Origin of the sequence: Winogradskyella tangerina, from assembly GCF_003260205.1 — a bacterium.
Classification (GTDB): domain Bacteria; phylum Bacteroidota; class Bacteroidia; order Flavobacteriales; family Flavobacteriaceae; genus Winogradskyella; species Winogradskyella tangerina.
In genome coordinates this window covers 1-23,043 of sequence record NZ_QERF01000008.1, presented here as the reverse complement: position 1 = coordinate 23,043, position 23,043 = coordinate 1, and the positions used below count along the sequence as shown (strand labels likewise).

Sequence of the window (23,043 nt, the reverse complement as noted above, 5' to 3'; positions counted from 1 at the left end):
CTGAAGAAGAATTATGAGTTTAAGCGCATTTTCAGATTATTTATCCCTAGAGAAAAATTATTCTAAGCATACCGTATTGGCCTATCAGAGAGATTTGGAGATGTTTCAAGAATTTCTGAATGAGACATACGATTCAGAATCACTAGATAAAGTTAATTATCCAGAAATAAGACAATGGATTGTTGAACTTGTCAATAGTGGAGTTTCTAATAGAACCATAAACAGGAAAATATCGTCGCTCAATTCTTATTATAAGTTTCTTCAGAAAGTAGGCGATTTAGAATCAAACCCTTTAAAACGACATAAGGCACTCAAGGTTGGGAAAAAAGTGCAGTTGCCATTTTCTGAACAAGAATTAAAACAAGTTCTCGAGACTGCAATTGAAATAAACGATTTTGAAAGCGCGCGAGATCAACTAATTATTGAGTTATTTTATGCAACTGGCATTAGACGAATTGAATTAGTAAATCTTAAACTGTCAGATATAGATTTTAGTAACAATCAAATAAAAGTACTAGGAAAGCGAAATAAGGAGCGCTATATCCCTTTGATTGAAACATTAACGGGTACCATAAATAGTTATTTAAACTTCAGAAATGAGTTACCAATTATTAATGACAAGGAATTCTTACTATTAACAAAGAAAGGTTTAAAAATTTACGAAATGCTTGTTTACCGAATAATAAATAAGTATTTTAGTAAAGCATCTTCAAAGGCAAAATGTAGTCCACATGTATTAAGGCACTCATTTGCAACTCATCTTTTAAATGAAGGCGCAGACTTAAATGCAGTAAAAGAACTTCTTGGACATACCAGTTTAGCCGCTACACAAGTATACACGCACAATAGTATAGCAGAATTAAAAAAAGTGTACGCTAAATCGCATCCAAGAAATAGACGTTAAGAACTAACCTTAACACCAAATTGAAGTATTGAGACCAAGTCAATACAAATGTTTAACTTTAAAAATCAATGTATGAAAGTAAACACCCAATCCGTTAATTTCACAGCAGACCGAAAGTTGATTGATTTCATTCAAAAACGAATGGATAAGTTAGATCTATTTTACGATAAGATCATTCAGTCTAATGTATATTTGAAGGTTGAAAACACAAGCGATAAAGAAAACAAGGTTTTTGAAGCTAAAGTGCTTGTACCAGGTGACAGTTTTGTGGTTAAAAAACAATGTAAAACATTTGAGGAAGGAGCTGATATAGCAATAGCATCTTTAGAAAGACAAATAAAAAAGCGAAAGCAAAAATTAAGAGCTAGAACAAAGGCTTAAAAATATTTCAAAAATGTTTTGATTAAAAAAATAAAACACTACATTTGCAGTCCGTTAGAAATAGCGGACTTTTTTATGGTTCAATTTGACTGTAAATAAGGAACAAAAAGCCGATATAGCTCAGCTGGCTAGAGCAGCTGATTTGTAATCAGCAGGTCGTGGGTTCGAGTCCCTCTATCGGCTCTTGAAATTTTGAAAATGCATCAGGAGAATCTGTACAAACTTTAATGTTTAAAATACAGGTTTTGGGACGAGAAGTTTATCCTGAGCGAAGTCGAAGGGAGTCCCTCTATCGGCTCTGAATTCCTAAGAAATTAGGAGCCTCAAACGAAAAGTTTGAGTATGTTATTTGAAAATATTTGGGGAGATACTCAAGCGGCCAACGAGGACAGACTGTAACTCTGTTGTTTTTTAACTTCGCAGGTTCGAATCCTGCTCTCCCCACAAAAAAATTCAAAATAGCGAATGTCGAAAGCTAGCTTTCGTAAATTTGCAGCTTGAATTTTTGTTTGAAGGGCATCTTAAAGGATCATGAGCGAAGCGAATAATCCTAAAGAAACCTTCAGGGATCACCGAACTGTGTAAGGTAATCCACATCCTTGAAATATTGAATACCATTAATTAAGGAGACTTAATTATAAATGCGGGAGTAGCTCAGTTGGTAGAGCGTCAGCCTTCCAAGCTGAATGTCGCCGGTTCGAACCCGGTCTCCCGCTCAAAAGCGGAATGTCGTCACGCCGAAAAGCGAGATCACCCGCTTAAAGAATTTACGAATTACGAATTTCGGTTTGCGAATCGTAGATCTAAGGTCGGCAGTCGTAAATTATTAGCCGGCGTAGCTCAGGGGTAGAGCGTTTCCTTGGTAAGGAAGAGGTCACGAGTTCAAATCTCGTCGTTGGCTCTAAATTTTGAGATTGAAGAATAAAAATTGAACACTAATATTAAATAAGATTAAATAAATTAAAAATGGCAAAGGCAACTTTTGATCGTTCAAAACCACACTTAAACATTGGTACTATTGGACACGTAGATCACGGTAAGACAACTTTAACTGCGGCTATTACTAAAGTATTAGCTGATGCAGGTTTATCTGAAGCTAAAGATTTCGATCAGATCGATAACGCACCAGAAGAGAAAGAAAGAGGTATTACAATTAATACATCTCACGTAGAATATCAAACAGCTAACCGTCACTACGCTCACGTTGACTGTCCAGGTCACGCGGATTACGTAAAGAACATGGTTACTGGTGCTGCTCAAATGGATGGTGCTATCTTAGTTGTTGCTGCAACTGATGGTCCTATGCCACAAACTCGTGAGCACATCTTACTTGGTCGTCAGGTAGGTATTCCTCGTATCGTTGTATTCATGAACAAAGTGGATATGGTAGATGACGAAGAGCTATTAGAGTTAGTAGAAATGGAAATCAGAGATTTATTATCATTCTATGAGTACGATGGTGATAATGGTCCTGTAATTGCTGGTTCTGCTTTAGGTGCACTTAACGGTGAGCAAAAGTGGGTAGACACAGTATTAGAATTAATGAAGAGTGTTGACGAGTGGATCGAAGAGCCAGTACGTGATATGGATAAGCCTTTCTTAATGCCTATCGAAGACGTATTCTCAATTACTGGTCGTGGTACTGTAGCAACTGGTCGTATTGAAACAGGTGTTGCTAACACTGGTGACCCAGTTGAGATTATCGGTATGGGTGCTGAGAAATTAACATCTACTATTACTGGTATCGAAATGTTCCGTCAAATCTTAGATAGAGGTGAAGCTGGTGATAACGCTGGTATCTTATTAAGAGGTATTGAGAAAACTCAAATCTCTAGAGGTATGGTAATTACTAAGCCAGGATCTGTAACTCCTCACCAAAAATTCAAAGCTGAGGTTTATATCCTTAAGAAAGAAGAAGGTGGTCGTCACACACCATTCCACAACAACTATCGTCCACAGTTCTACGTACGTACAACTGACGTAACTGGAAATATTTCTCTTCCAGATGGCGTTGAAATGGTAATGCCAGGTGATAACCTTACAATTACTGTTGACTTGATTCAACCAATTGCAATGAACGTAGGTTTACGTTTCGCTATCCGTGAAGGTGGTAGAACAGTTGGTGCTGGTCAGGTAACTGAAATTTTAGACTAAACAAACAATTAAATAGGCAATTAAAGGTGTCCCGAAAATTCGGGATGCCTTGATTGTTGTTTACGGGTTTAGCTCAGTTGGTAGAGCACTGGTCTCCAAAACCAGGTGTCGTGAGTTCGAGTCTCGCAACCCGTGCGAAGCGAAGGATAACAAGACGACATTAAGTCTTAACATCTGAAGCGCTAACAAAAAAGGTTAATAAACAACCAAAAATTAAATACAAATGGCAGGATTAATAACATACATTAAAGAATCATTCGCAGAGTTGAAAAACCATGTGTCATGGACACCTTGGCCAGAAGCTCAACGCTTAACGGTTCTTGTTGCAGTTTTTTCAATTATTTTTTCTCTAGCTATTTGGGGAGTGGACACTGTGTTTAGTAGAGCAGTGAAGGCGTATTTCGATATATTAGGCTAACAAATATTAGGGAAGAAGATGTCAGACAAAAAATGGTATGTTGTTAGAGCAGTAAGCGGTCAAGAAAACAAGATCAAGACTTACATAGAAAATGAAATCTCAAGATTGGGATTAGAAGATTATGTAGATCAGGTTTTAGTACCGACTGAAAAAGTGATTCAAATTCGTAACGGTAAGAAAATAAACAAAGAAAAAGTTTATTTCCCAGGTTACATTATGATACAAGCCAATTTGAGTGGAGAAATTCCACACATTATTAAATCTATTACAAACGTAATCGGATTTTTAGGCGAAACAAAAGGCGGTGACCCTGTTCCATTAAGACAATCTGAAGTAAACAGAATGTTAGGAAAAGTAGATGAGTTGGCGATTGAAGCAGATGCAAATATTGCAATTCCATTTACTAAAGGAGAAACTGTAAAAGTGATCGATGGACCATTCAATGGATTTGATGGTACTATCGAAAAGATATTTGAAGAAAAGCGTAAGCTAGAGGTTATGGTGAAAATCTTCGGAAGAAAGACACCATTAGAACTGAGCTATATGCAAGTTGAAAAATTATAATAATTGTTACAATTAAGATAGCGTTAATCTAAGCTTCCAAAATAGAAAAACGCACTAAATTTTTAAAAATGGCAAAAGAACTAGACAAAGTAGTTAAGTTACAAGTTCGGGGAGGTGCTGCGAATCCATCGCCACCGGTTGGACCCGCTTTAGGTGCCGCTGGAGTTAACATCATGGAGTTCTGTAAGCAGTTTAATGCTAGAACCCAAGATAAACCAGGTAAAGTTTTACCTGTTGTGATCTCTGTTTACAAAGACAAATCTTTTGAATTTGTAATCAAAACACCACCAGCAGCAGTGCAATTATTAGAAGCGGCCAAAGTAAAGAAAGGATCTGGAGAACCTAACCGACGTAAAGTAGCAAAAGTAACTTGGGATCAAGTTAGAGCAATTGCTGAAGACAAGATGCAAGATTTAAATGCATTCGAAATCGGTTCAGCTATGAAAATGGTAGCTGGAACAGCAAGATCGATGGGTATCACTGTTAAAGGAGGTGAAGCTCCAAACTAAAATTTCAGAAATGGCAAGATTAACAAAGAAGCAAAAAGAAGCAAGAGCTAAAGTTGATAGAAACAAACTTTACTCTTTAGAAGAAGCTTCAGCTTTACTAAAAGAAATCACATACACTAAGTTTGATGCTTCAGTAGATTTAGCAGTAAGATTAGGTGTAGATCCGCGTAAAGCCAATCAAATGGTACGTGGAGTAGTTTCTTTACCACATGGTACAGGTAAAGACATGAAGGTTCTTGCATTAGTAACTCCAGATAAAGAAGCAGAAGCTAAAGAAGCTGGTGCTGATTATGTTGGGTTAGACGAATACTTACAAAAAATTAAAGACGGTTGGACTGACGTTGACGTTATCGTTACAATGCCAAGCGTTATGGGTAAGTTAGGACCATTAGGTAGAGTATTAGGGCCAAGAGGTCTTATGCCGAATCCAAAGACAGGAACAGTAACCATGGATATTGGTAAAGCTGTTAGCGAAGTAAAAGCTGGTAAAATAGATTTCAAAGTTGATAAAACGGGTATCGTTCATGCGCCAATAGGTAAAGCATCTTTTAGTGCTGAAAAATTGGTAGGCAATGCTAACGAACTTTTAACAACGTTAATGAAGTTAAAACCAACTGCTGCTAAAGGTACTTATGTAAAGAGTATTTACATGTCAAGTACAATGAGTCCAAGTATTCCTGTAGATACAAAAATTAGTTAAGTAGTTAAACTTTAAAATATTATGACAAGAGAAGAAAAATCCCTAGTAATTGAAGAGTTAACTGCGCAATTAGCAGATAATACAAATATCTATTTAACAGATATTTCTGGATTAGATGCAGCAACAACTTCAAATTTAAGAAGAGCGTGTTTCAAGTCTAACATTAAGTTAGCTGTAGTAAAGAATACACTTTTAGAAAAAGCAATGGAAGCATCGGAAAAAGATTTCGGTGAATTACCAACAACTCTAAAAGGTAATACTTCAGTAATGTACTCTGAAACAGGTAATGCTCCAGCCAAAGTAATTAAGGAGTTTCGTAAAAAATCTGAAAAGCCTTTATTAAAAGGTGCTTTCATTGAAGAAGCTATTTACATTGGTGACGATCTATTAGATACTTTAGTAGATATTAAGTCGAAAGAAGAACTTCTTGGAGAAATTATCACATTATTACAATCTCCTGCTAAGAATGTTATTTCAGCACTTAAGTCTGGTGGAGGAACAATAGCAGGCATTGTAAAAACATTATCCGAAAGAGAAGGATAATCAAAGAAAACACACTTTAAAAATTATTATAAAACACACACATTAAAACAATAGAAAAAATGGCAGATTTAAAAGATTTCGCAGAACAATTAGTTAACTTAACAGTTAAAGAAGTTAACGAATTAGCTACTATATTAAAAGATGAGTATGGCATTGAGCCAGCTGCTGCTGCAGTTGCAGTTGCTGCAGGTGGTGCTGCTGGAGGTGGTGAAGCCGCTGAAGAAAAGACAGAATTTGATGTAGTATTAAAAGCAGCAGGTGCTTCTAAATTAGCAGTTGTAAAATTAGTTAAGGAATTAACTGGTTTAGGCTTAAAAGATGCAAAAGGATTAGTTGATGAAGCACCAAGTACAATTAAAGAAGGTGTTTCTAAAGACGAAGCTGAAGGCTTAAAATCTTCTTTAGAAGAAGCTGGAGCTGAGGTTGAGCTTAAGTAAGCTCAGCTTAACCTACAACATATGGTTTAGGTCTGGAGTAGTTCTCTAAGACCTAAACCCTTTTGTGTATATAAACGTTATATACATATTTTAGTTTTTTTAATAAAAATCTCGTTCATCAATGCAAGCAAATAAGGCTGAAAGAATTAATTTCTCTTCTATTGTAAATAGAACAGATTACCCAGACTTTTTGGATATCCAAATAAAATCCTTCCAGGATTTTTTCCAATTAGAAACAAAATCAGAGGAAAGAGGTAACGAAGGTTTATACAACACCTTCATGGAGAACTTTCCAATTACCGACACACGAAACCAATTCGTGTTGGAATTTTTAGACTATTTCATTGATCCACCAAGGTATACGATCGAAGAATGTATCGAGAGAGGATTAACGTATAGCGTACCCTTAAAAGCAAGATTAAAATTATACTGTACCGATCCGGAGCACGAAGATTTCGAAACTATCGTTCAGGATGTATATTTAGGTACAATCCCATATATGACGCCTAGCGGAACCTTCTGTATCAATGGTGCAGAACGTGTTGTTGTATCTCAATTACACAGATCTCCAGGTGTATTCTTTAGCCAATCATTCCACGCCAATGGAACCAAGTTATATTCTGCTAGAGTAATTCCTTTTAAAGGATCTTGGATTGAATTTGCTACGGATATCAATAGCGTTATGTACGCTTACATTGACAGAAAGAAAAAGTTACCTGTAACGACGCTTTTCCGTGCAATTGGTTTCGAACGTGATAAAGATATCTTAGAGATCTTCGACCTCGCAGAAGAGGTGAAAGTTTCTAAAACTGGCTTGAAAAAAGTAATCGGTCGTAAGTTAGCGGCACGTGTACTTAACACATGGCACGAAGATTTCGTGGATGAAGATACTGGTGAAGTAGTATCTATTGAGCGTAATGAGATCGTACTAGATCGCGACACCATTGTTGATAAAGACAATATCGAAGAGATCCTAGAAGCTGAAGTGAAGACTATTCTTCTACACAAAGAAAGTGCTCAGCAAGGTGACTACGCTATCATTCACAATACATTACAAAAAGATCCAACAAACTCTGAAAAAGAAGCTGTTGAACATATCTATCGCCAATTACGTAATGCTGAACCGCCAGATGAGGAAACAGCACGTGGAATAATTGACAAGTTATTCTTCTCAGACCAACGTTACTCTTTAGGTGAGGTAGGTCGTTACAGAATGAACAAAAAATTAGGTTTAGATATCGGAATGGATAAGCAAGTACTTACCAAAGAAGATATCATTACCATCATCAAATATTTAATTGAGTTAATCAACTCTAAAGCAGAGATTGATGATATCGATCACTTATCTAACCGTCGTGTACGTACAGTAGGTGAGCAGTTATCATCTCAGTTTGGTGTTGGTTTAGCACGTATGGCGCGTACCATTCGTGAGCGTATGAATGTTCGTGATAACGAAGTATTTACGCCAATCGATTTGATTAATGCTAAGACCTTGTCTTCAGTTATTAATTCTTTCTTCGGAACAAATCAATTGTCTCAGTTCATGGATCAAACAAATCCATTAGCAGAGATTACACATAAACGTCGTTTATCAGCTTTAGGTCCAGGAGGACTTTCAAGAGAAAGAGCTGGTTTCGAGGTTCGTGACGTTCACTATACACATTATGGTCGTTTATGTCCAATTGAAACACCAGAAGGTCCAAACATTGGTTTGATCTCTTCACTTTCAGTATATGCGAAAGTAAATTCAATGGGATTCATCGAAACACCATACAGAAAAGTTGAAAACGGAGTTGTTGACATTAAAAATGCACCGACTTACTTGAGCGCTGAAGAAGAGGAAGAGAAAATGATCGCTCAGGCAACTGTAGAAGTTGATGGTAAAGGAAAAATAATACACGATAAAGTTATTGCTCGTCAAGAAGGTGACTTCCCAGTTATTGAACCAACTGGAGTTAACTATACGGATGTAGCGCCAAACCAGATCGCTTCAATCTCAGCATCATTAATTCCATTCTTAGAGCATGATGATGCAAACCGTGCACTGATGGGATCAAACATGATGCGTCAGGCAGTACCGTTATTAAGACCAGAAGCGCCAATCGTTGGTACTGGTTTAGAGCGTCAGGTAGCATCAGATTCTAGAGTATTAATTAATGCAGAAGGCGAAGGTGTTGTTGAATATGTTGATGCTGATAAGATCGTAATCAAATACGAGCGTACTGAAGAAGAAGCAATGGTAAGCTTTGACAGCGATGTGAAAGAATATCCATTAGTGAAATTCAGAAAAACAAATCAAGGTACGTCTATCAACTTAAAGCCTATCGTTAAGAAAGGTGATAAGGTAACTAAAGGACAAGTACTTTGTGAAGGTTACGCAACACAGAATGGAGAGCTTGCTCTTGGTAGAAACATGAAAGTAGCCTTCATGCCTTGGAAAGGATATAACTTTGAGGATGCGATCGTAATTTCTGAGAAAGTAGTTCGCGATGATATCTTTACATCTATTCATATCGATGAGTACTCACTTGAAGTAAGAGATACAAAACTAGGTAACGAAGAGTTAACCAACGATATACCAAACGTTTCTGAAGAGGCAACTAAAGACCTTGATGAAAATGGTATGATTCGTATTGGTGCTGAAATCAAACCGGGTGATATCTTAATTGGTAAGATCACACCAAAAGGTGAGTCTGACCCAACACCAGAAGAAAAACTTCTTAGAGCGATCTTCGGTGATAAAGCAGGTGATGTTAAGGATGCATCATTAAAAGCGTCTCCATCATTAAATGGTGTGGTAATCGATAAAAAATTATTCGCGAGAGCAGTAAAAGATAAACGTAAGAGAGCTCAGGATAAGGAAGATATCGAAGCACTAGAAAATGCTTATGATAACCGTTTTGATGATCTTAAAAATATCTTAGTTGAAAAACTATTCGCAATTGTAAATGGTAAAACAGCTCAGGGTATTTATAATGATTTAGGTGAAGAAATTATCCCTAGAGGTAAGAAGTACACCTTAAAGATGTTAAACGCTGTTGATGATTACACGCATTTAACTTCTGGTAAATGGACGACTGACGATCATACTAATGAGCTTGTTGCTGACTTAATTCACAATTACAAGATCAAGGAGAACGATCTTCAAGGATCTTTAAGACGTGAGAAATTCACCATTTCGGTTGGTGATGAATTACCAGCAGGGATCATTAAACTTGCTAAAGTTTACATCGCTAAGAAACGTAAACTGAAAGTAGGTGATAAGATGGCAGGTCGTCACGGTAACAAAGGTATCGTGGCACGTATTGTTCGTCAAGAGGATATGCCATTCTTAGAAGACGGAACTCCAGTTGATATCGTATTGAATCCACTTGGTGTACCATCTCGTATGAATATCGGTCAGATCTATGAAACTGTATTAGGATGGGCTGGTAAAGATCTTGGTAAGACCTATGCAACACCAATCTTTGACGGTGCTACATTAGACCAGATCAATGCCTACACTGATGAAGCAGGAATTCCAAGATTCGGTCATACTTATCTATACGATGGTGGAACTGGTGATCGTTTCGATCAACCAGCAACAGTTGGTGTTATCTATATGATCAAACTTGGTCATATGATCGACGATAAGATGCACGCACGTTCTATCGGACCTTACTCATTAATTACACAGCAGCCGCTTGGTGGTAAAGCACAATTCGGTGGACAGCGTTTTGGTGAGATGGAGGTATGGGCACTTGAAGCATACGGTGCATCAAGTACTCTACGAGAGATCTTAACTGTAAAATCAGATGACGTAATTGGTAGAGCAAAAACTTACGAAGCTATCGTTAAGGGTGAGCCAATGCCAGAACCAGGACTACCAGAATCTTTCAACGTACTTATGCACGAATTGAAAGGTTTAGGATTAGATATTAGATTAGAAGAATAAATTATTCAGTAAACAGTATTCAGTCTCAGTAAATAGTTACTGCGGCTGAAAACTGTCCCTGAAAACTCAAGAAATATGGCAAGAAAACAAGATAAGAATACAGTACTGAAGTTTAACAAAATTTCAATCGGTTTAGCGTCACCTGAATCTGTTTTAGCAGCTTCACGAGGCGAAGTATTAAAGCCAGAGACTATTAATTATCGTACACACAAACCAGAGCGTGATGGTTTGTTCTGTGAGCGTATTTTCGGTCCTGTAAAGGATTACGAATGTGCTTGTGGTAAATATAAAAGAATACGTTACAAGGGTATCGTTTGTGACCGTTGTGGAGTAGAGGTAACTGAAAAGAAAGTTCGTAGAGATAGAGTAGGTCACATCAATTTAGTAGTGCCAGTAGCACACATTTGGTATTTCCGTTCATTACCAAACAAAATTGGATACTTACTCGGATTACCATCTAAGAAATTAGATATGATCATCTACTACGAGCGTTATGTAGTTATCCAACCAGGTAGTGCAGTAAATGCTGAAGGTGAGCCTGTACAAAAAATGGATTTCTTAACAGAAGAAGAATACTTAAACATTCTTGAAACTCTTCCACAAGAAAACCAATACCTTGAAGATACAGACCCTAACAAGTTTATCGCTAAAATGGGTGCTGAATGTTTAATCGATCTTTTAGCAAGAATTGATTTAGATCAGTTATCATACGATCTTAGACACAGTGCTAATAACGAAACATCTAAACAACGTAAAACTGAAGCTTTAAAGCGTTTACAAGTTGTTGAGGCCTTTAGAGAATCTAACGAGAACAGAGAGAATAAGCCAGAGTGGATGATCATGAAGGCTATTCCTGTAATTCCACCAGAATTAAGACCATTAGTGCCATTAGATGGTGGACGTTTCGCAACTTCAGATCTTAACGACCTTTACCGTCGTGTTATTATTCGTAATAACCGTTTGAAGCGTTTAGTAGAGATCAAAGCTCCTGAAGTAATCTTACGTAACGAAAAGCGTATGCTTCAAGAGTCTGTAGACTCATTATTCGATAACACTCGGAAGTCTTCTGCAGTTAAAACGGATTCAAACAGACCATTAAAATCACTTTCAGATTCGCTTAAAGGTAAGCAAGGTCGTTTCCGTCAGAACTTACTTGGTAAGCGTGTTGATTATTCAGCGCGTTCGGTAATTGTTGTTGGACCAGAATTAAAATTATTCGAATGTGGATTGCCAAAGAATATGGCAGCAGAGCTTTACAAGCCTTTCATTATTAGAAAATTAATTGAAAGAGGTATTGTAAAAACTGTAAAATCTGCGAAGAAGATTATAGATAGAAAAGAGCCTGTAGTTTGGGATATCTTAGAAAATGTCCTTAAAGGACATCCTGTATTACTAAACCGTGCTCCTACATTACACAGACTTGGTATTCAAGCATTCCAGCCAAAGCTTATCGAAGGTAAAGCAATTCAGTTACACCCGTTAGTGTGTACTGCATTTAATGCCGATTTCGATGGTGACCAGATGGCGGTGCATTTACCATTAGGACCAGAAGCGATTTTGGAAGCGCAACTTTTAATGTTAGCGTCTCACAACATTCTGAATCCTGCAAATGGTTCTCCTGTAACCGTTCCTTCTCAGGATATGGTACTCGGATTATACTATATGACCAAGTTGCGTAAAACTGATAAAGACTATACAGTAAAAGGTGAAGGCTTAACATTCTATTCTCCGGAGGAAGTTACTATTGCTTACAACGAGAAGAAGGTTGACCTTAACGCCGGAATTAAAGTAAGAACAAAAGACTTTAATGAAGAAGGTGAGTTGACTACTCAAATCATTGAAACTACTGTAGGTCGTGTACTTTTCAACGAAAAAGTACCAGAAAAAGCAGGTTATGTGAATGAAGTATTAACGAAGAAATCGTTGAGAGATATCATCGGTCAAATTCTGAAAGTTACTTCAGTGCCTGAAACTGCTGAATTCTTAGATGAGATTAAAACTTTAGGATATAAGTTCGCATTCCAAGGTGGATTATCATTCAGCTTAGGGGATATCATTATTCCAGAAGAAAAACACGGAATGATCGATGCAGCCAACAAAAAGGTTGATGGTATTATGGGTAACTATAATATGGGACTTATTACCAATAACGAAAGATATAATCAGGTTATTGATATTTGGACATCTACTAATGCCGAATTGACTGAATTATCTATGAAGCGTATCCGCGAAGACCAACAAGGATTTAACTCAGTATTTATGATGTTAGATTCTGGAGCTCGTGGTTCGAAAGAACAGATTCGTCAGTTAACTGGTATGCGTGGTTTGATGGCTAAGCCGAAAAAATCTAATGCTGGTGGAGGTGAGATTATTGAAAACCCGATCTTATCTAACTTTAAAGAAGGTCTTTCAATTTTAGAGTACTTTATTTCAACTCACGGTGCACGTAAAGGTCTGGCAGATACCGCTCTTAAAACTGCGGATGCTGGTTACCTAACACGTCGTTTAGTTGATGTATCTCAAGATGTTATCGTTTACGAAGAAGATTGTGGTACATTACGTGGTATTGAAGTTTCAGCACTTAAGAAAAACGAAGAAGTTGTTGAAAAACTAGAAGCTAGAATTGTAGGTAGAACATCACTAAATGATGTTTACGATCCACATACTGAAGAACTAATTGTTGAAGCTGGTGGCCATATCGATGATGCTATCGCTAAACAAATTGGTGATTCTGCAATCGAGTCAATTGAAGTACGTTCACCATTAACATGTGAAGCTAAGAAAGGTATCTGTGTGAAGTGTTACGGACGTAATCTTGCAACTGGTAAGATGGTACAACGTGGTGAAGCTGTTGGTGTAGTTGCTGCTCAATCTATTGGTGAGCCTGGTACACAGCTTACCTTACGTACATTCCACGTAGGTGGTATTGCAGGTAACATTTCAGAAGAAAACAAATTAGTTGTTAAGTTTGATGGTGTTGCAGAGATCGAAGATCTTAAGACTGTTAAGACTACTGATAATGAAGGTAACGAAGTAGATGTTGTTATCTCTAGAACTTCAGAATTAAAATTAGTTGATGCTAAAACAGGTATCGTTTTAAGTACAAATAATATTCCTTATGGTTCTCACATTTTTGTGAAACCAGGTGCTAAGGTGAAGACAGGCACTGTAATTTGTCAGTGGGATCCTTACAATGGTGTAATTATTTCTGAATTTGCTGGTAAAGTACGATACGAAAACATCGAGCAAGGTGTAACTTACCAGGTAGAGATCGATGAGCAAACAGGATTCCAAGAAAAAGTTATTTCTGAATCTAGAAACAAGAAATTGATTCCAACATTATTGATCGAGGATAAGAAAGGTGAAACTATCCGTTCTTACAACTTACCAGTAGGTGCTCACATAATGATCGATGATGGTGAGGAAATTAATATCGGTAAGATCTTAGTTAAAATACCACGTAAGTCAGCAAAAGCTGGTGATATTACAGGTGGTCTTCCACGTGTAACTGAGTTATTCGAAGCACGTAATCCATCTAACCCAGCGGTTGTAAGTGAGATCGATGGTGTTGTATCATTTGGTAAGATTAAGCGTGGTAACCGTGAGATCATCATCGAATCTAAATTAGGTGAGGTGAAGAAATACCTAGTTAAATTATCTAATCAGATCCTTGTACAAGAGAATGATTATGTAAAAGCTGGTATGCCATTATCTGATGGTTCGGTAACACCAAACGATATCTTAAATATCAAAGGCCCATCTGCTGTTCAGCAGTACTTAGTGAATGAAGTACAAGAAGTATATCGTTTACAAGGGGTGAAGATCAATGATAAACACTTCGAAGTTGTGGTAAGACAGATGATGCGTAAAGTGAAGATCATGGATTCTGGTGATACTATTTTCTTAGAAAACCAACTTGTTCATAAATCAGATTTCATCGAAGAGAATGATAAGATATTCGGAATGAAAGTGATTGAGGATGCAGGTGATTCTGAGAATTTACAATCAGGTCAGATCGTTTCTGTAAGACAACTAAGAGATGAAAATTCAATCTTAAGAAGAGAAGACAAGAATCTTGTAACTGCTAGAGATGCACAGCCAGCAACGGCTACGCCAATCTTACAAGGTATTACAAGAGCTTCGTTACAAACTAAATCCTTTATCTCAGCAGCTTCCTTCCAGGAAACCACTAAGGTTCTTAATGAAGCAGCAGTAAATGGTAAAGTAGATACGCTTGAAGGACTTAAAGAAAATGTAATCGTAGGACACAGAATACCAGCAGGTACAGGTGTTAGAGACTATGACAATATTATCGTAGGTTCAAAAGAGGAGTTTGATGAAATGATGAAAGCTAAAGAAGAGATGAATTTCAACTAGAATTCATCTTAACTGTCGGTAAGGCAGAAATTACATAAACAAAGCCTTCATACAATATAAAGTGTGAAGGCTTTTAATCTTTAAATAAAATATTATGGCAGAGGAAAAAAAGAATCCAAAAAAAGGACAGATCAATATAGAATTAGATGAAAAAGTAGCTGAAGGGATTTATTCAAATTTGGCAATTATTAATCATTCTGTGTCGGAGTTTGTAGTCGACTTTGTAAGTATTATGCCTGGTACTCCAAAGAGTAAGGTGAAGTCTAGAATAATTCTAACACCGCAACACGCTAAACGTTTATTAAAAGCTTTAGGAGAAAATGTGAAACGTTTTGAAAATGCACATGGTGAAATCAAAGATTACGAGCAACCGCCAATTCCGTTAAATTTTGGCCCGACGGGACAAGCATAATTCGAGTAACAAAAGGTTGCTCGAAATGTTTTCAATGAGCAACCGCCAATTCCGTTGAATTTTGGCCCGACGGGACAAGCATAATTCGAGCGTCAAAAGGTTGCGCGAAATGTTTACATTGAGCAACCGCCAATTCCGTTAAATTTTGGCCCGACGGGACAGGCATAATTCGAGTATCAAAAGGTTGCTCGAAATGTTTTCAATGAGCAACCGCCAATTCCGTTGAATTTTGGCCCGACGGGACAAGCATAATTCGAGTATCAAAAGGTTGCTCGAAATGTTTTCAATGAGCAACCGCCAATTCCGTTGAATTTTGGCCCGACGGGACAAGCATAATTCGAGCGTTAAAAGGTTGCTTGAAATGTTTTCAATGAGCAACCGCCAATTCCGTTGAATTTTGGCCCAACGGGACAAGCATAATTCGAGCGTTAAAAGGTAGCTCGAAATGTTTTCAATGAGCAACCGCCAATTCCGTTGAATTTTGGCCCGACGGGACAAGCATAATTTGAGCGTTAAAAGGTTTCTCGAAATGTTTTCAATGAGCAACCACCGATTCCATTAAATTTTGGCCCGACAGGACGGGCATAAAAAAGAAACCCTTTGAGACTATCAAAGGGTTTATATTTTACGGTTCAGTACCTAATCGTTAGGCCACATCCTTTTGGTTAAGGTGAAACTTCAAAGCACCCGAAGGGCATTTCTTAATTTGATTTATAATGGCATCATTGTGAGCGCCATCTAAATCAATCCATGGAATTACAGAACTCCTAAAAACATCGGAAAGTTGTCTAGCGCAAATACCTGCATTAACGCAACAACGTGGATCGTAGGTTACAGTAATGTCTTCATTACTGAAAACGTTAGCATTTAAGTCCATAATAAGTAGATTAGTTTGGGGTTAATCTCTAAATCAAAGTAGAAATTGATGTTCAAGAATAATCAAATTATCGACAAAAAGCAAATAACATCGATAAAATACGTTTTTGAAACCTGCTTTTCGATGAAATGCATAGTGTTTTTATTCAAATTCCGAAGTCATATGGAAGGTAATGCTCGGGTATTTTTGTTGCGACATTTGAAGTGAAAACATAGAATCGGCCAGAAAAACCAACTGGTTTTGCTTATCCCGAGCTAAATAACGCTGCTTAACCCTTAGAAATTCCTTGTATTCTTCACTCTTTTCATCATCGGTCTGAACCCAACAAGCCTTATGAACATTAAGGTTTTCGTATGTGCACTTAGCACCATACTCATGCTCTAGACGGTATTGAATTACTTCATACTGAAGTGCTCCAACCGTTCCAATCACTTTTCGTCCGTTGTAATCGAGTGTAAAAAGCTGAGCAACTCCTTCATCCATTAGCTGATCAATACCTTTGTACAGTTGCTTGGCCTTCATAGGGTCGGCATTGTTGATATACCTAAAATGCTCAGGTGAAAAACTAGGTATGCCTTTGTAATTCAATACTTCACCTTCTGTTAGCGTATCACCAATTTTAAAATTACCTGTATCCTGAAGCCCCACAATATCACCTGGATAAGAGATGTCAACGATTTCTTTCTTTTCAGCGAAAAAGGCATTCGGACTCGAAAATTTAAATTTCTTATTATGTCTTACATGCAAGTATGGCGTATTTCTTTTGAATTCACCTGAAACGATCTTAACAAAAGCCAATCGATTACGGTGATTAGGATCCATATTGGCATGAATCTTAAATACAAATCCAGTAAACTTGTTTTCGTCAGGCTTTACTAATCGAGTGTCACTTTGCTTAGCGCGTGGTTTTGGAGCAATTTCTATAAAGCAGTCTAATAATTCACGTACACCAAAATTATTCAAAGCTGACCCAAAGAATACGGGTTGCAGTTCGCCCTTTAAATAAGCTTCTTTATCGAATTCAGGATAGATACCTTCTACCAATTCGATTTCATCTCTAAGTGTTTGAGCAGCAGAATCACCAACCAGTTTATCGAGTTCTTCAGAATTTAAATCCGAAATTTCTACGGTATCATTTATATGTTGTTTGCTTTCACCTTTAAATAAGTTGACATTCTTTTCCCAAATATTGTAAATGCCCTTAAAGTCGTAGCCCATGCCAATAGGAAAACTAAGAGGAGTAACCCTTAAGCCTAACTTTTGTTCTACTTCGTCTAGAAGGTCAAAAGCATCCTTACCTTCGCGATCGAGTTTGTTTATAAATACGATCATGGGGATGTTTCGCATACGACAAACTTCAACCAGTTTTTCGGTCTGTTCCTCAACACCTTTAGCGACATCGATCACTACAATAACACTGTCAACAGCCGTGAGAGTTCTAAAGGTATCTTCAGCAAAATCCTTATGCCCTGGTGTATCCAAAATGTTGATTTTGATGCCGTTATATTCAAATGCCAAAACTGAAGTAGCAACTGATATACCACGCTGTCTTTCAATTTCCATGAAATCACTTGTAGCACCCTTTTTGATTTTATTACTTTTTACAGCACCTGCCTCCTGAATAGCGCCACCAAAGAGTAACAGTTTCTCCGTCAAGGTAGTTTTACCTGCATCTGGATGGGATATAATCCCGAAGGTTCGACGTCTTTCAATTTCTGAATTAAAACTCATTTTATTTTTTTGAGAATTGCAAAATTAAAACAATCAGTAGTATTATGTTTCATTTCTGCGAATATTATTCAAATTGAAGGCTTAATTTAAGCTTGAAGGGAATATTTGTCAATTCATCGAATAATTAGTTAGAATAAGAATTCTATGAGTATTTTTCGCATGCATGAGAATTAGTAATAATGTTAAGTATTAAATGACCATGTTAGATAGTCCCAAATCACAAGTTTTTTTTCTACAAATGAAGTTGATTAATAGCCAATCTCTTCTTTTTTTAATTCAATAGGAACATACAACTCGTTTTTGGTGACATTTTAGATGTGGCTGTGTCATAGTTTAAAGGCATTGGCAATTCTTTAGTACTGAAATTCTTACTTAAAAAATTTGTTTATTACAGTTTATCGAATATATTTGCATTTAATCGATAATTGTATAAATTGTTCAGTGCACAAAATTGAATTATACATCAACTATTTAACCATATGAAAATCTCTACCCGATTCTCTGTTCGAAATATTGTTACTACCACAGTGTTAGCATTATTTTTCATTTCTATTAACTTTTTGAATGCACAGTCATTTTCTCTTAATACCCCAACAAATCTAGATCTTGGTGGAACGATTGAAGGAGGCTTTACTTTTGGTGACTTTAACGGTGACGGCTTACTAGATGCAGCTTTGGGCAACCACAGCAGTGGCGGTCAGTTATTTATTCAACTTCAAGGTCCAGTTGGGACATTTACTAATAATGGAGTTTTTTCTGGATTAGATGCTAGAATCAGACAGGTCACGGCTGGCGATATGGATAATGATGGAGACCTAGATCTTCTAGTTGCATCGGGCACGGGGAATAATTTATACATTTTTGCTAATGATGGTACAGGTACCTTTACTCTATGGCAGCAAGGAGGAGCTGCAGTTGGTGGCAGACCAGCACTTACTGGTTTTAGCTCTACAGAATTTGCGACTTGGATTGATTCAGATGGTGATGGATATTTAGATATAATTGTTGATAATAATACCAATATTTTACTTTTTGATAATGATGGCACAGGTATTTTTACCTTGGTACCAGGTGCGACTTCAGGCTTTACAGCTACGGGTGGCTTTGGAGACTATGGTGCTGCCGTTGATTATAATAATGATGGATTTGTCGATATTGCCATCCGACGAGATGGTACAGCAAGTACTCCTGCTGAAGCAGATATATATGCAGGCAACGGTGATGGCTCTTACACACCTTTTTATGGATTAAATTTTGACGCATCCAATGGTAATAAAGGTGGTGTCGTTTGGGCGGATTTCGATAATGATGGAGACTTTGATGCCATATGGACTGACTTTTCTACTAATAATGATGCAACAATTTTAATTGAGCAAACTGGAACTGGTTCAGGGAATTTTGCAATAGCATCAGTTACTGTCACCAATGATGGTGGAGGTCTTACAGCTTTGCCAAATACTTCAGATGTCGATGGAGTAACTCAAGGTGATATCAATCATGATGGGTTAGTGGACTTATTTTTAACTAACGATAGTGGTACATCATTTTTGCTATTAAATACTTCCACAGGAGCAGGAAACTTTAGTTTTTCTTCAGATAACTTAGGAATAAATGTTAATGCCAATGGAGAAGCTGCAGAATTTATCGATATAGATAATGATGGCGATTTAGATTTGTATGTTGCAGTTACAGGCGGTGCAAATCAATTGTGGGAAAATACATTTACTGATACAGATTATTTGGATGTAGAAGTTTTATTCGACAATACGACAACAGGTGGTACTGGCACTAGACCAGCTTTAGGTGCCACAATTTACCTTACGGATTGCGCTGGTAACGTCCTAAGTGGTATTAGAGAATTCAATGGTGCTTCAGGACACGGTTCCCAGAATAGTTCTGTTGTTAAATTTGGATTGCCTCTTGGAGCCAGTGAATACTATCGCGTTGTTGTTTCTTTCGTTGATGATTTAGGAGGTTCCCCAAGAACTATTGTCTATAGAAATGTTATCCCAAATACATTGCCTAATCAAAAACTTGTTTTATCAAACACAACAACCTCAGATCCTTCTGATTTTGTAACAATTTCAAATTCTGTAGTAACTAATCCTACTTTTATTGGTGCTTCAGACGGAAGTATAACCTTAGAAGGATTATTGCCAAATAATAATTATACAATTGATTATTTAGATGATGGTGTGCCAGTAAGCGCATCTATAACTTCCGACGGTAGTGGGAATGTAGTAATATCAGGTTTAGATGCCGGGGATTATACTCAAATCGTTGCGTCCTTTTCTCCAATATGTCAATCTACACCTCCGTTCGATTTAACCTTAGTTGATAATACAGATTGTCTTGATGTTATTCCTTCGGGAAGTCCAACAGGTCCAATTCCGGGTACAGATATTACAACAAGTATTACTGGTCCTGGTGGTTCATCAGGTGCTGTCTTAAATTCTATTTCAGTTGCTGGCGAACCTAATGCTTTTACTGAATTATATCCACCAAGTCAGGTGAATTACAATTTTGTAAATGAGGCTGCAACAAGTCAATTTATCAGAGATCAAAATATTATAACTTCAGATATTACTATCGGAACAGCAGCTTTCGAATCTGCGGTTCTAGAAGCAAATAGAGACAGAGATCTCACACATTATTTAGCTTTAGATAATACAATTACAAATTCAGACTTCGTAGAGTATTATTACAACACACCTTTAACTGCTGCGGCTAACAGATATATCGTCATAACTGAAAGAAATGGAAATAACCGTTTAACTATTCAAGCAATTGATGGCGGAGGTACTCTAGTTGGTTCACCTCAGTTAGTAAACACACCAGACTATTTTGATACTGGTGTATTAGCAGATAACGTATCTGGTCAGAATGTATTTATGGCTGTTTATCCATTAACAACATTCTTCGCTGCGGGTACGCCGGTTGAAGGAATTCGATTAAGTTACATCAGTTCTGGTGGCGACGGTGGTGACGGTAAGGCATTCATAATGTATGACCCGGCAACATTAATCCCACCACCTTCTATATTAACCAGTACAGGAGCTATTCAACCTACATGTCCTTCAAATACAGGTTCAATAACGATCGATGCACAAGATAATGGCGGAGGAATAATAGAATACAGTATTAATGGTGCTGCAGGTCCTTGGCAATTGTCTCCAACCTTTACAGGTTTAGGACCAGCAACATACACACCTGCAGTGAGATATCAGTCGCGTCCAGATTGTTTGGAAGTGTCTATTAACCCTATAACTTTAGATGATGCTTGTTGTAATTTATTGAGTATTTCAGCTAGCAATATTTCGGTATGTAACGACAATGGTACGCCTTCAAACATTAATGACGATACGTTCACCGCAGATATTACGGTAACGTTTAATTTATCTCCTGGCTCTGGAACTCTTGATTTATCTGGCGATGGAACAGCTTCAGTTTCAGCAGTTGGTTTAACATCACCTCACACTTTTGTTGGTGTTGTTTTACCTTCGAATGGATCTGCGATATCATTAACGGCAACATTCTCAGATGAAGCCATTTGTCCGTTTGAAGATACAAACGTGTTTACCGCACCTTTTGAATGTAGTGATGATGATTGTACAGATACAATTCCACCAGGGAACCCAACAGCGGCTCTTTTGAGTGGTGATGTTGTTTTCGACATTAATAGTGGAATTAACGAAGGTGATCCAGCAATATTGAATTCAATTACAGTTGCAGGGCAACCTAATCCATTCTCAGGATATTATGCGCCGAACAATGTGAATTATCAATATGCAACACCATTGGCATCAAGTCAATTCATTAGAGATCAAACGGCAGTTGTAGCTACCGTAGCGGACGGACCAGCGATTTATGATGCGGCTCTTCTTGCAGCAAATGCTGAAAACGATCTAAGACATTATTTATCAATGGATGATACCATTGACCCAACCGATTTTAACGAATTTATTTATAATAGTCCAATCGCTTCTGCATCTAACCGTTATATCGTTATCACAGAACGAAACGGTAATAACGAGCTTAGTGTACAAGCGTTAGATAATACTTTAACTCCATTTGGAAATGTAGTTTTGGCAAACCCTACAAATTACATAAATACAGGAGTTGAGACGGACTTCAATCAGGATGTCTTTGTAACTATTTACCCATTGACAGCCTTAGTACCTTCAGGAACAGATATCCAAGGTATTAGAATTACTCAATCAGGTGCTGCGGCAACTGGTGGCGATGGTGGTGATGGTAAGGCATTTATAATTTACGACCCTTCGTTTTTCGTTCCTCCACCAACAATCGATGTAACAACGTCATCTGTACAACCTGATTGTTTGACCAATCTTGGTTCTATAACAATAGATGCAACCGATAATGGTGGTGGTGCTTTAGAATATAGTGTGAATGGCCTTGCAGGTCCTTTCCAGGCTAGTCCGATTTTTACCGGATTGACACCAGGCTCATATACTCCAGCAGTGAGATATACAGGAACGCCAACATGTTCAGAGGTGGCGATTACTCCAATTGTATTAAATTCTGCTAGCTGTAGTATTAGTTTGATTAAAAGTGTAGCGAGTGTTACTTCAGCAGGTGCTCCAGGTTTATTAGACGATGTTATTAATTATTCATTTACTGTAACAAATACTGGTGACGAAACCTTATCAAATATTGTAGTTACGGATCCTGTCGTTGGAACAGTAACTTGTATAGATTCAAGTTTAGCACCAGGAGCAAGTACAACCTGTTCAGCTTCTTATACGGTTGTTCAGGCGGATATCGACGCCAGTGGTGTTGAAAATTCGGCATCAGTTGTTGCTGAAGTTCCAGGTGGTAATACCGGAAATACTGCAGATGATATAACAGATACTTCAGATACAGGAACAGCCTCAGATGGTTCTGCAGTTACTGATCCTGAAACTGTTGAGACTCCAGATATTGATGCAGTTAATGGAGACAATAATGATGGTGATACTACAAATGATGTTACGCCATTTGCAATTGCACAGAACCCATCTATAGAACTTACCAAGACCGCAGCGATCACTACAGATGTAGGTCCTGCAGGTGCAAGTGTAGGCGATGAGATCACCTATACC

At 37.5% G+C, this 23,043-nt stretch carries 15 protein-coding genes and 5 tRNA genes; 18 read left to right on the top strand and 2 right to left on the bottom strand.

From position 1 onward, the window contains the following. Positions 1-13 precede the first annotated feature (13 nt). The 17 genes from DDY94_RS11760 (at position 14) to DDY94_RS11680 (ending at position 15,333) form a co-directional block, all read left to right on the top strand. The gene (locus DDY94_RS11760; protein WP_111684318.1) at positions 14-904 is read left to right on the top strand and encodes a tyrosine-type recombinase/integrase; all 891 of its coding nucleotides are present in this window, start codon (positions 14-16) and stop codon (positions 902-904) included. A gap of 72 nt (positions 905-976) precedes the next feature. Next, positions 977-1,285 (top strand): HPF/RaiA family ribosome-associated protein, encoded by a 309-nt coding sequence (locus DDY94_RS11755; protein WP_111684317.1) that lies wholly within the window; start codon positions 977-979, stop codon positions 1,283-1,285. Between the two features lie 109 nt (positions 1,286-1,394). Beyond that, a tRNA-Thr gene (locus tag DDY94_RS11750) sits at positions 1,395-1,468 on the top strand. A gap of 178 nt (positions 1,469-1,646) precedes the next feature. Next, positions 1,647-1,729: transfer RNA gene (locus DDY94_RS11745), tRNA-Tyr, on the top strand. 199 nt (positions 1,730-1,928) lie between these two features. Next, positions 1,929-2,001: transfer RNA gene (locus DDY94_RS11740), tRNA-Gly, on the top strand. 113 nt (positions 2,002-2,114) lie between these two features. Beyond that, positions 2,115-2,186: transfer RNA gene (locus DDY94_RS11735), tRNA-Thr, on the top strand. A gap of 65 nt (positions 2,187-2,251) precedes the next feature. Further along, positions 2,252-3,439, top strand: coding sequence for an elongation factor Tu (tuf, locus tag DDY94_RS11730; RefSeq protein WP_111684316.1), 1,188 nt, complete (start codon positions 2,252-2,254; stop codon positions 3,437-3,439). A gap of 62 nt (positions 3,440-3,501) precedes the next feature. Beyond that, positions 3,502-3,574 (top strand) — tRNA-Trp (locus tag DDY94_RS11725). An 88-nt stretch (positions 3,575-3,662) separates the two neighbouring features. Beyond that, entirely contained in the window at positions 3,663-3,857 is a 195-nt protein-coding gene (gene secE / locus DDY94_RS11720; protein WP_111684315.1) for a preprotein translocase subunit SecE, read from the top strand. Positions 3,858-3,875: 18 nt separating this feature from the next. Beyond that, a complete protein-coding gene (gene nusG, locus DDY94_RS11715; RefSeq protein ID WP_111684314.1) occupies positions 3,876-4,421 on the top strand; it encodes a transcription termination/antitermination protein NusG in 546 nt (181 codons plus the stop codon). 68 nt (positions 4,422-4,489) lie between these two features. After that, entirely contained in the window at positions 4,490-4,930 is a 441-nt protein-coding gene (gene rplK / locus DDY94_RS11710; RefSeq protein WP_111684313.1) for a 50S ribosomal protein L11, read from the top strand. Between the two features lie 10 nt (positions 4,931-4,940). Next, entirely contained in the window at positions 4,941-5,630 is a 690-nt protein-coding gene (gene rplA, locus DDY94_RS11705) for a 50S ribosomal protein L1 (RefSeq protein WP_111684312.1), read from the top strand. 21 nt (positions 5,631-5,651) lie between these two features. Beyond that, the gene (rplJ, locus tag DDY94_RS11700) at positions 5,652-6,173 is read left to right on the top strand and encodes a 50S ribosomal protein L10 (RefSeq protein WP_111684311.1); all 522 of its coding nucleotides are present in this window, start codon (positions 5,652-5,654) and stop codon (positions 6,171-6,173) included. A gap of 59 nt (positions 6,174-6,232) precedes the next feature. Then, a complete protein-coding gene (gene rplL, locus DDY94_RS11695) occupies positions 6,233-6,610 on the top strand; it encodes a 50S ribosomal protein L7/L12 (protein WP_111684310.1) in 378 nt (125 codons plus the stop codon). A gap of 121 nt (positions 6,611-6,731) precedes the next feature. Then, the gene (rpoB, locus tag DDY94_RS11690) at positions 6,732-10,544 is read left to right on the top strand and encodes a DNA-directed RNA polymerase subunit beta (protein WP_111684309.1); all 3,813 of its coding nucleotides are present in this window, start codon (positions 6,732-6,734) and stop codon (positions 10,542-10,544) included. Between the two features lie 75 nt (positions 10,545-10,619). Then, complete coding sequence (gene rpoC, locus DDY94_RS11685) at positions 10,620-14,921, top strand: DNA-directed RNA polymerase subunit beta' (protein WP_111684308.1); 4,302 nt, start codon at positions 10,620-10,622, stop codon at positions 14,919-14,921. 94 nt (positions 14,922-15,015) lie between these two features. After that, positions 15,016-15,333, top strand: a complete 318-nt coding sequence (locus DDY94_RS11680; protein WP_111684307.1) for a DUF3467 domain-containing protein — start codon at positions 15,016-15,018, stop codon at positions 15,331-15,333. Between the two features lie 646 nt (positions 15,334-15,979). On the opposite strand, the gene DDY94_RS11675 is transcribed toward DDY94_RS11680, so the two are convergent. Together DDY94_RS11675 and DDY94_RS11670 are read right to left on the bottom strand one after the other, a co-directional pair. Further along, positions 15,980-16,210: a (4Fe-4S)-binding protein gene (locus tag DDY94_RS11675; protein ID WP_111684306.1), complete on the bottom strand. Its 231-nt coding sequence runs from the start codon at positions 16,208-16,210 to the stop codon at positions 15,980-15,982. A 141-nt stretch (positions 16,211-16,351) separates the two neighbouring features. Beyond that, positions 16,352-17,941 (bottom strand): peptide chain release factor 3, encoded by a 1,590-nt coding sequence (locus tag DDY94_RS11670; protein WP_111684305.1) that lies wholly within the window; start codon positions 17,939-17,941, stop codon positions 16,352-16,354. A 479-nt stretch (positions 17,942-18,420) separates the two neighbouring features. Here DDY94_RS11670 and DDY94_RS11665 point away from each other — a divergent pair. Beyond that, the coding region (locus DDY94_RS11665) for a beta strand repeat-containing protein (RefSeq protein ID WP_111684304.1) at positions 18,421-23,043 on the top strand (4,623 nt) is incomplete at its 3' end.

Bases quoted from the DNA above. Each gene is read 5' to 3' on its own strand.
- rplJ (WP_111684311.1), top strand. From the start codon at position 5,652: ATGACAAGAGAAGAAAAATCCCTAGTAATTGAAGAGTTAACTGCGCAA.
- rpoB (WP_111684309.1), top strand. From the start codon at position 6,732: ATGCAAGCAAATAAGGCTGAAAGAATTAATTTCTCTTCTATTGTAAAT.
- rplA (WP_111684312.1), top strand. From the start codon at position 4,941: ATGGCAAGATTAACAAAGAAGCAAAAAGAAGCAAGAGCTAAAGTTGAT.
- DDY94_RS11680 (WP_111684307.1), top strand. From the start codon at position 15,016: ATGGCAGAGGAAAAAAAGAATCCAAAAAAAGGACAGATCAATATAGAA.
- tuf (WP_111684316.1), top strand. From the start codon at position 2,252: ATGGCAAAGGCAACTTTTGATCGTTCAAAACCACACTTAAACATTGGT.
- DDY94_RS11675 (WP_111684306.1), bottom strand. From the start codon at position 16,210: ATGGACTTAAATGCTAACGTTTTCAGTAATGAAGACATTACTGTAACC.
- rpoC (WP_111684308.1), top strand. From the start codon at position 10,620: ATGGCAAGAAAACAAGATAAGAATACAGTACTGAAGTTTAACAAAATT.
- DDY94_RS11755 (WP_111684317.1), top strand. From the start codon at position 977: ATGAAAGTAAACACCCAATCCGTTAATTTCACAGCAGACCGAAAGTTG.
- secE (WP_111684315.1), top strand. From the start codon at position 3,663: ATGGCAGGATTAATAACATACATTAAAGAATCATTCGCAGAGTTGAAA.
- DDY94_RS11670 (WP_111684305.1), bottom strand. From the start codon at position 17,941: ATGAGTTTTAATTCAGAAATTGAAAGACGTCGAACCTTCGGGATTATA.
- rplK (WP_111684313.1), top strand. From the start codon at position 4,490: ATGGCAAAAGAACTAGACAAAGTAGTTAAGTTACAAGTTCGGGGAGGT.
- DDY94_RS11760 (WP_111684318.1), top strand. From the start codon at position 14: ATGAGTTTAAGCGCATTTTCAGATTATTTATCCCTAGAGAAAAATTAT.
- rplL (WP_111684310.1), top strand. From the start codon at position 6,233: ATGGCAGATTTAAAAGATTTCGCAGAACAATTAGTTAACTTAACAGTT.
- nusG (WP_111684314.1), top strand. From the start codon at position 3,876: ATGTCAGACAAAAAATGGTATGTTGTTAGAGCAGTAAGCGGTCAAGAA.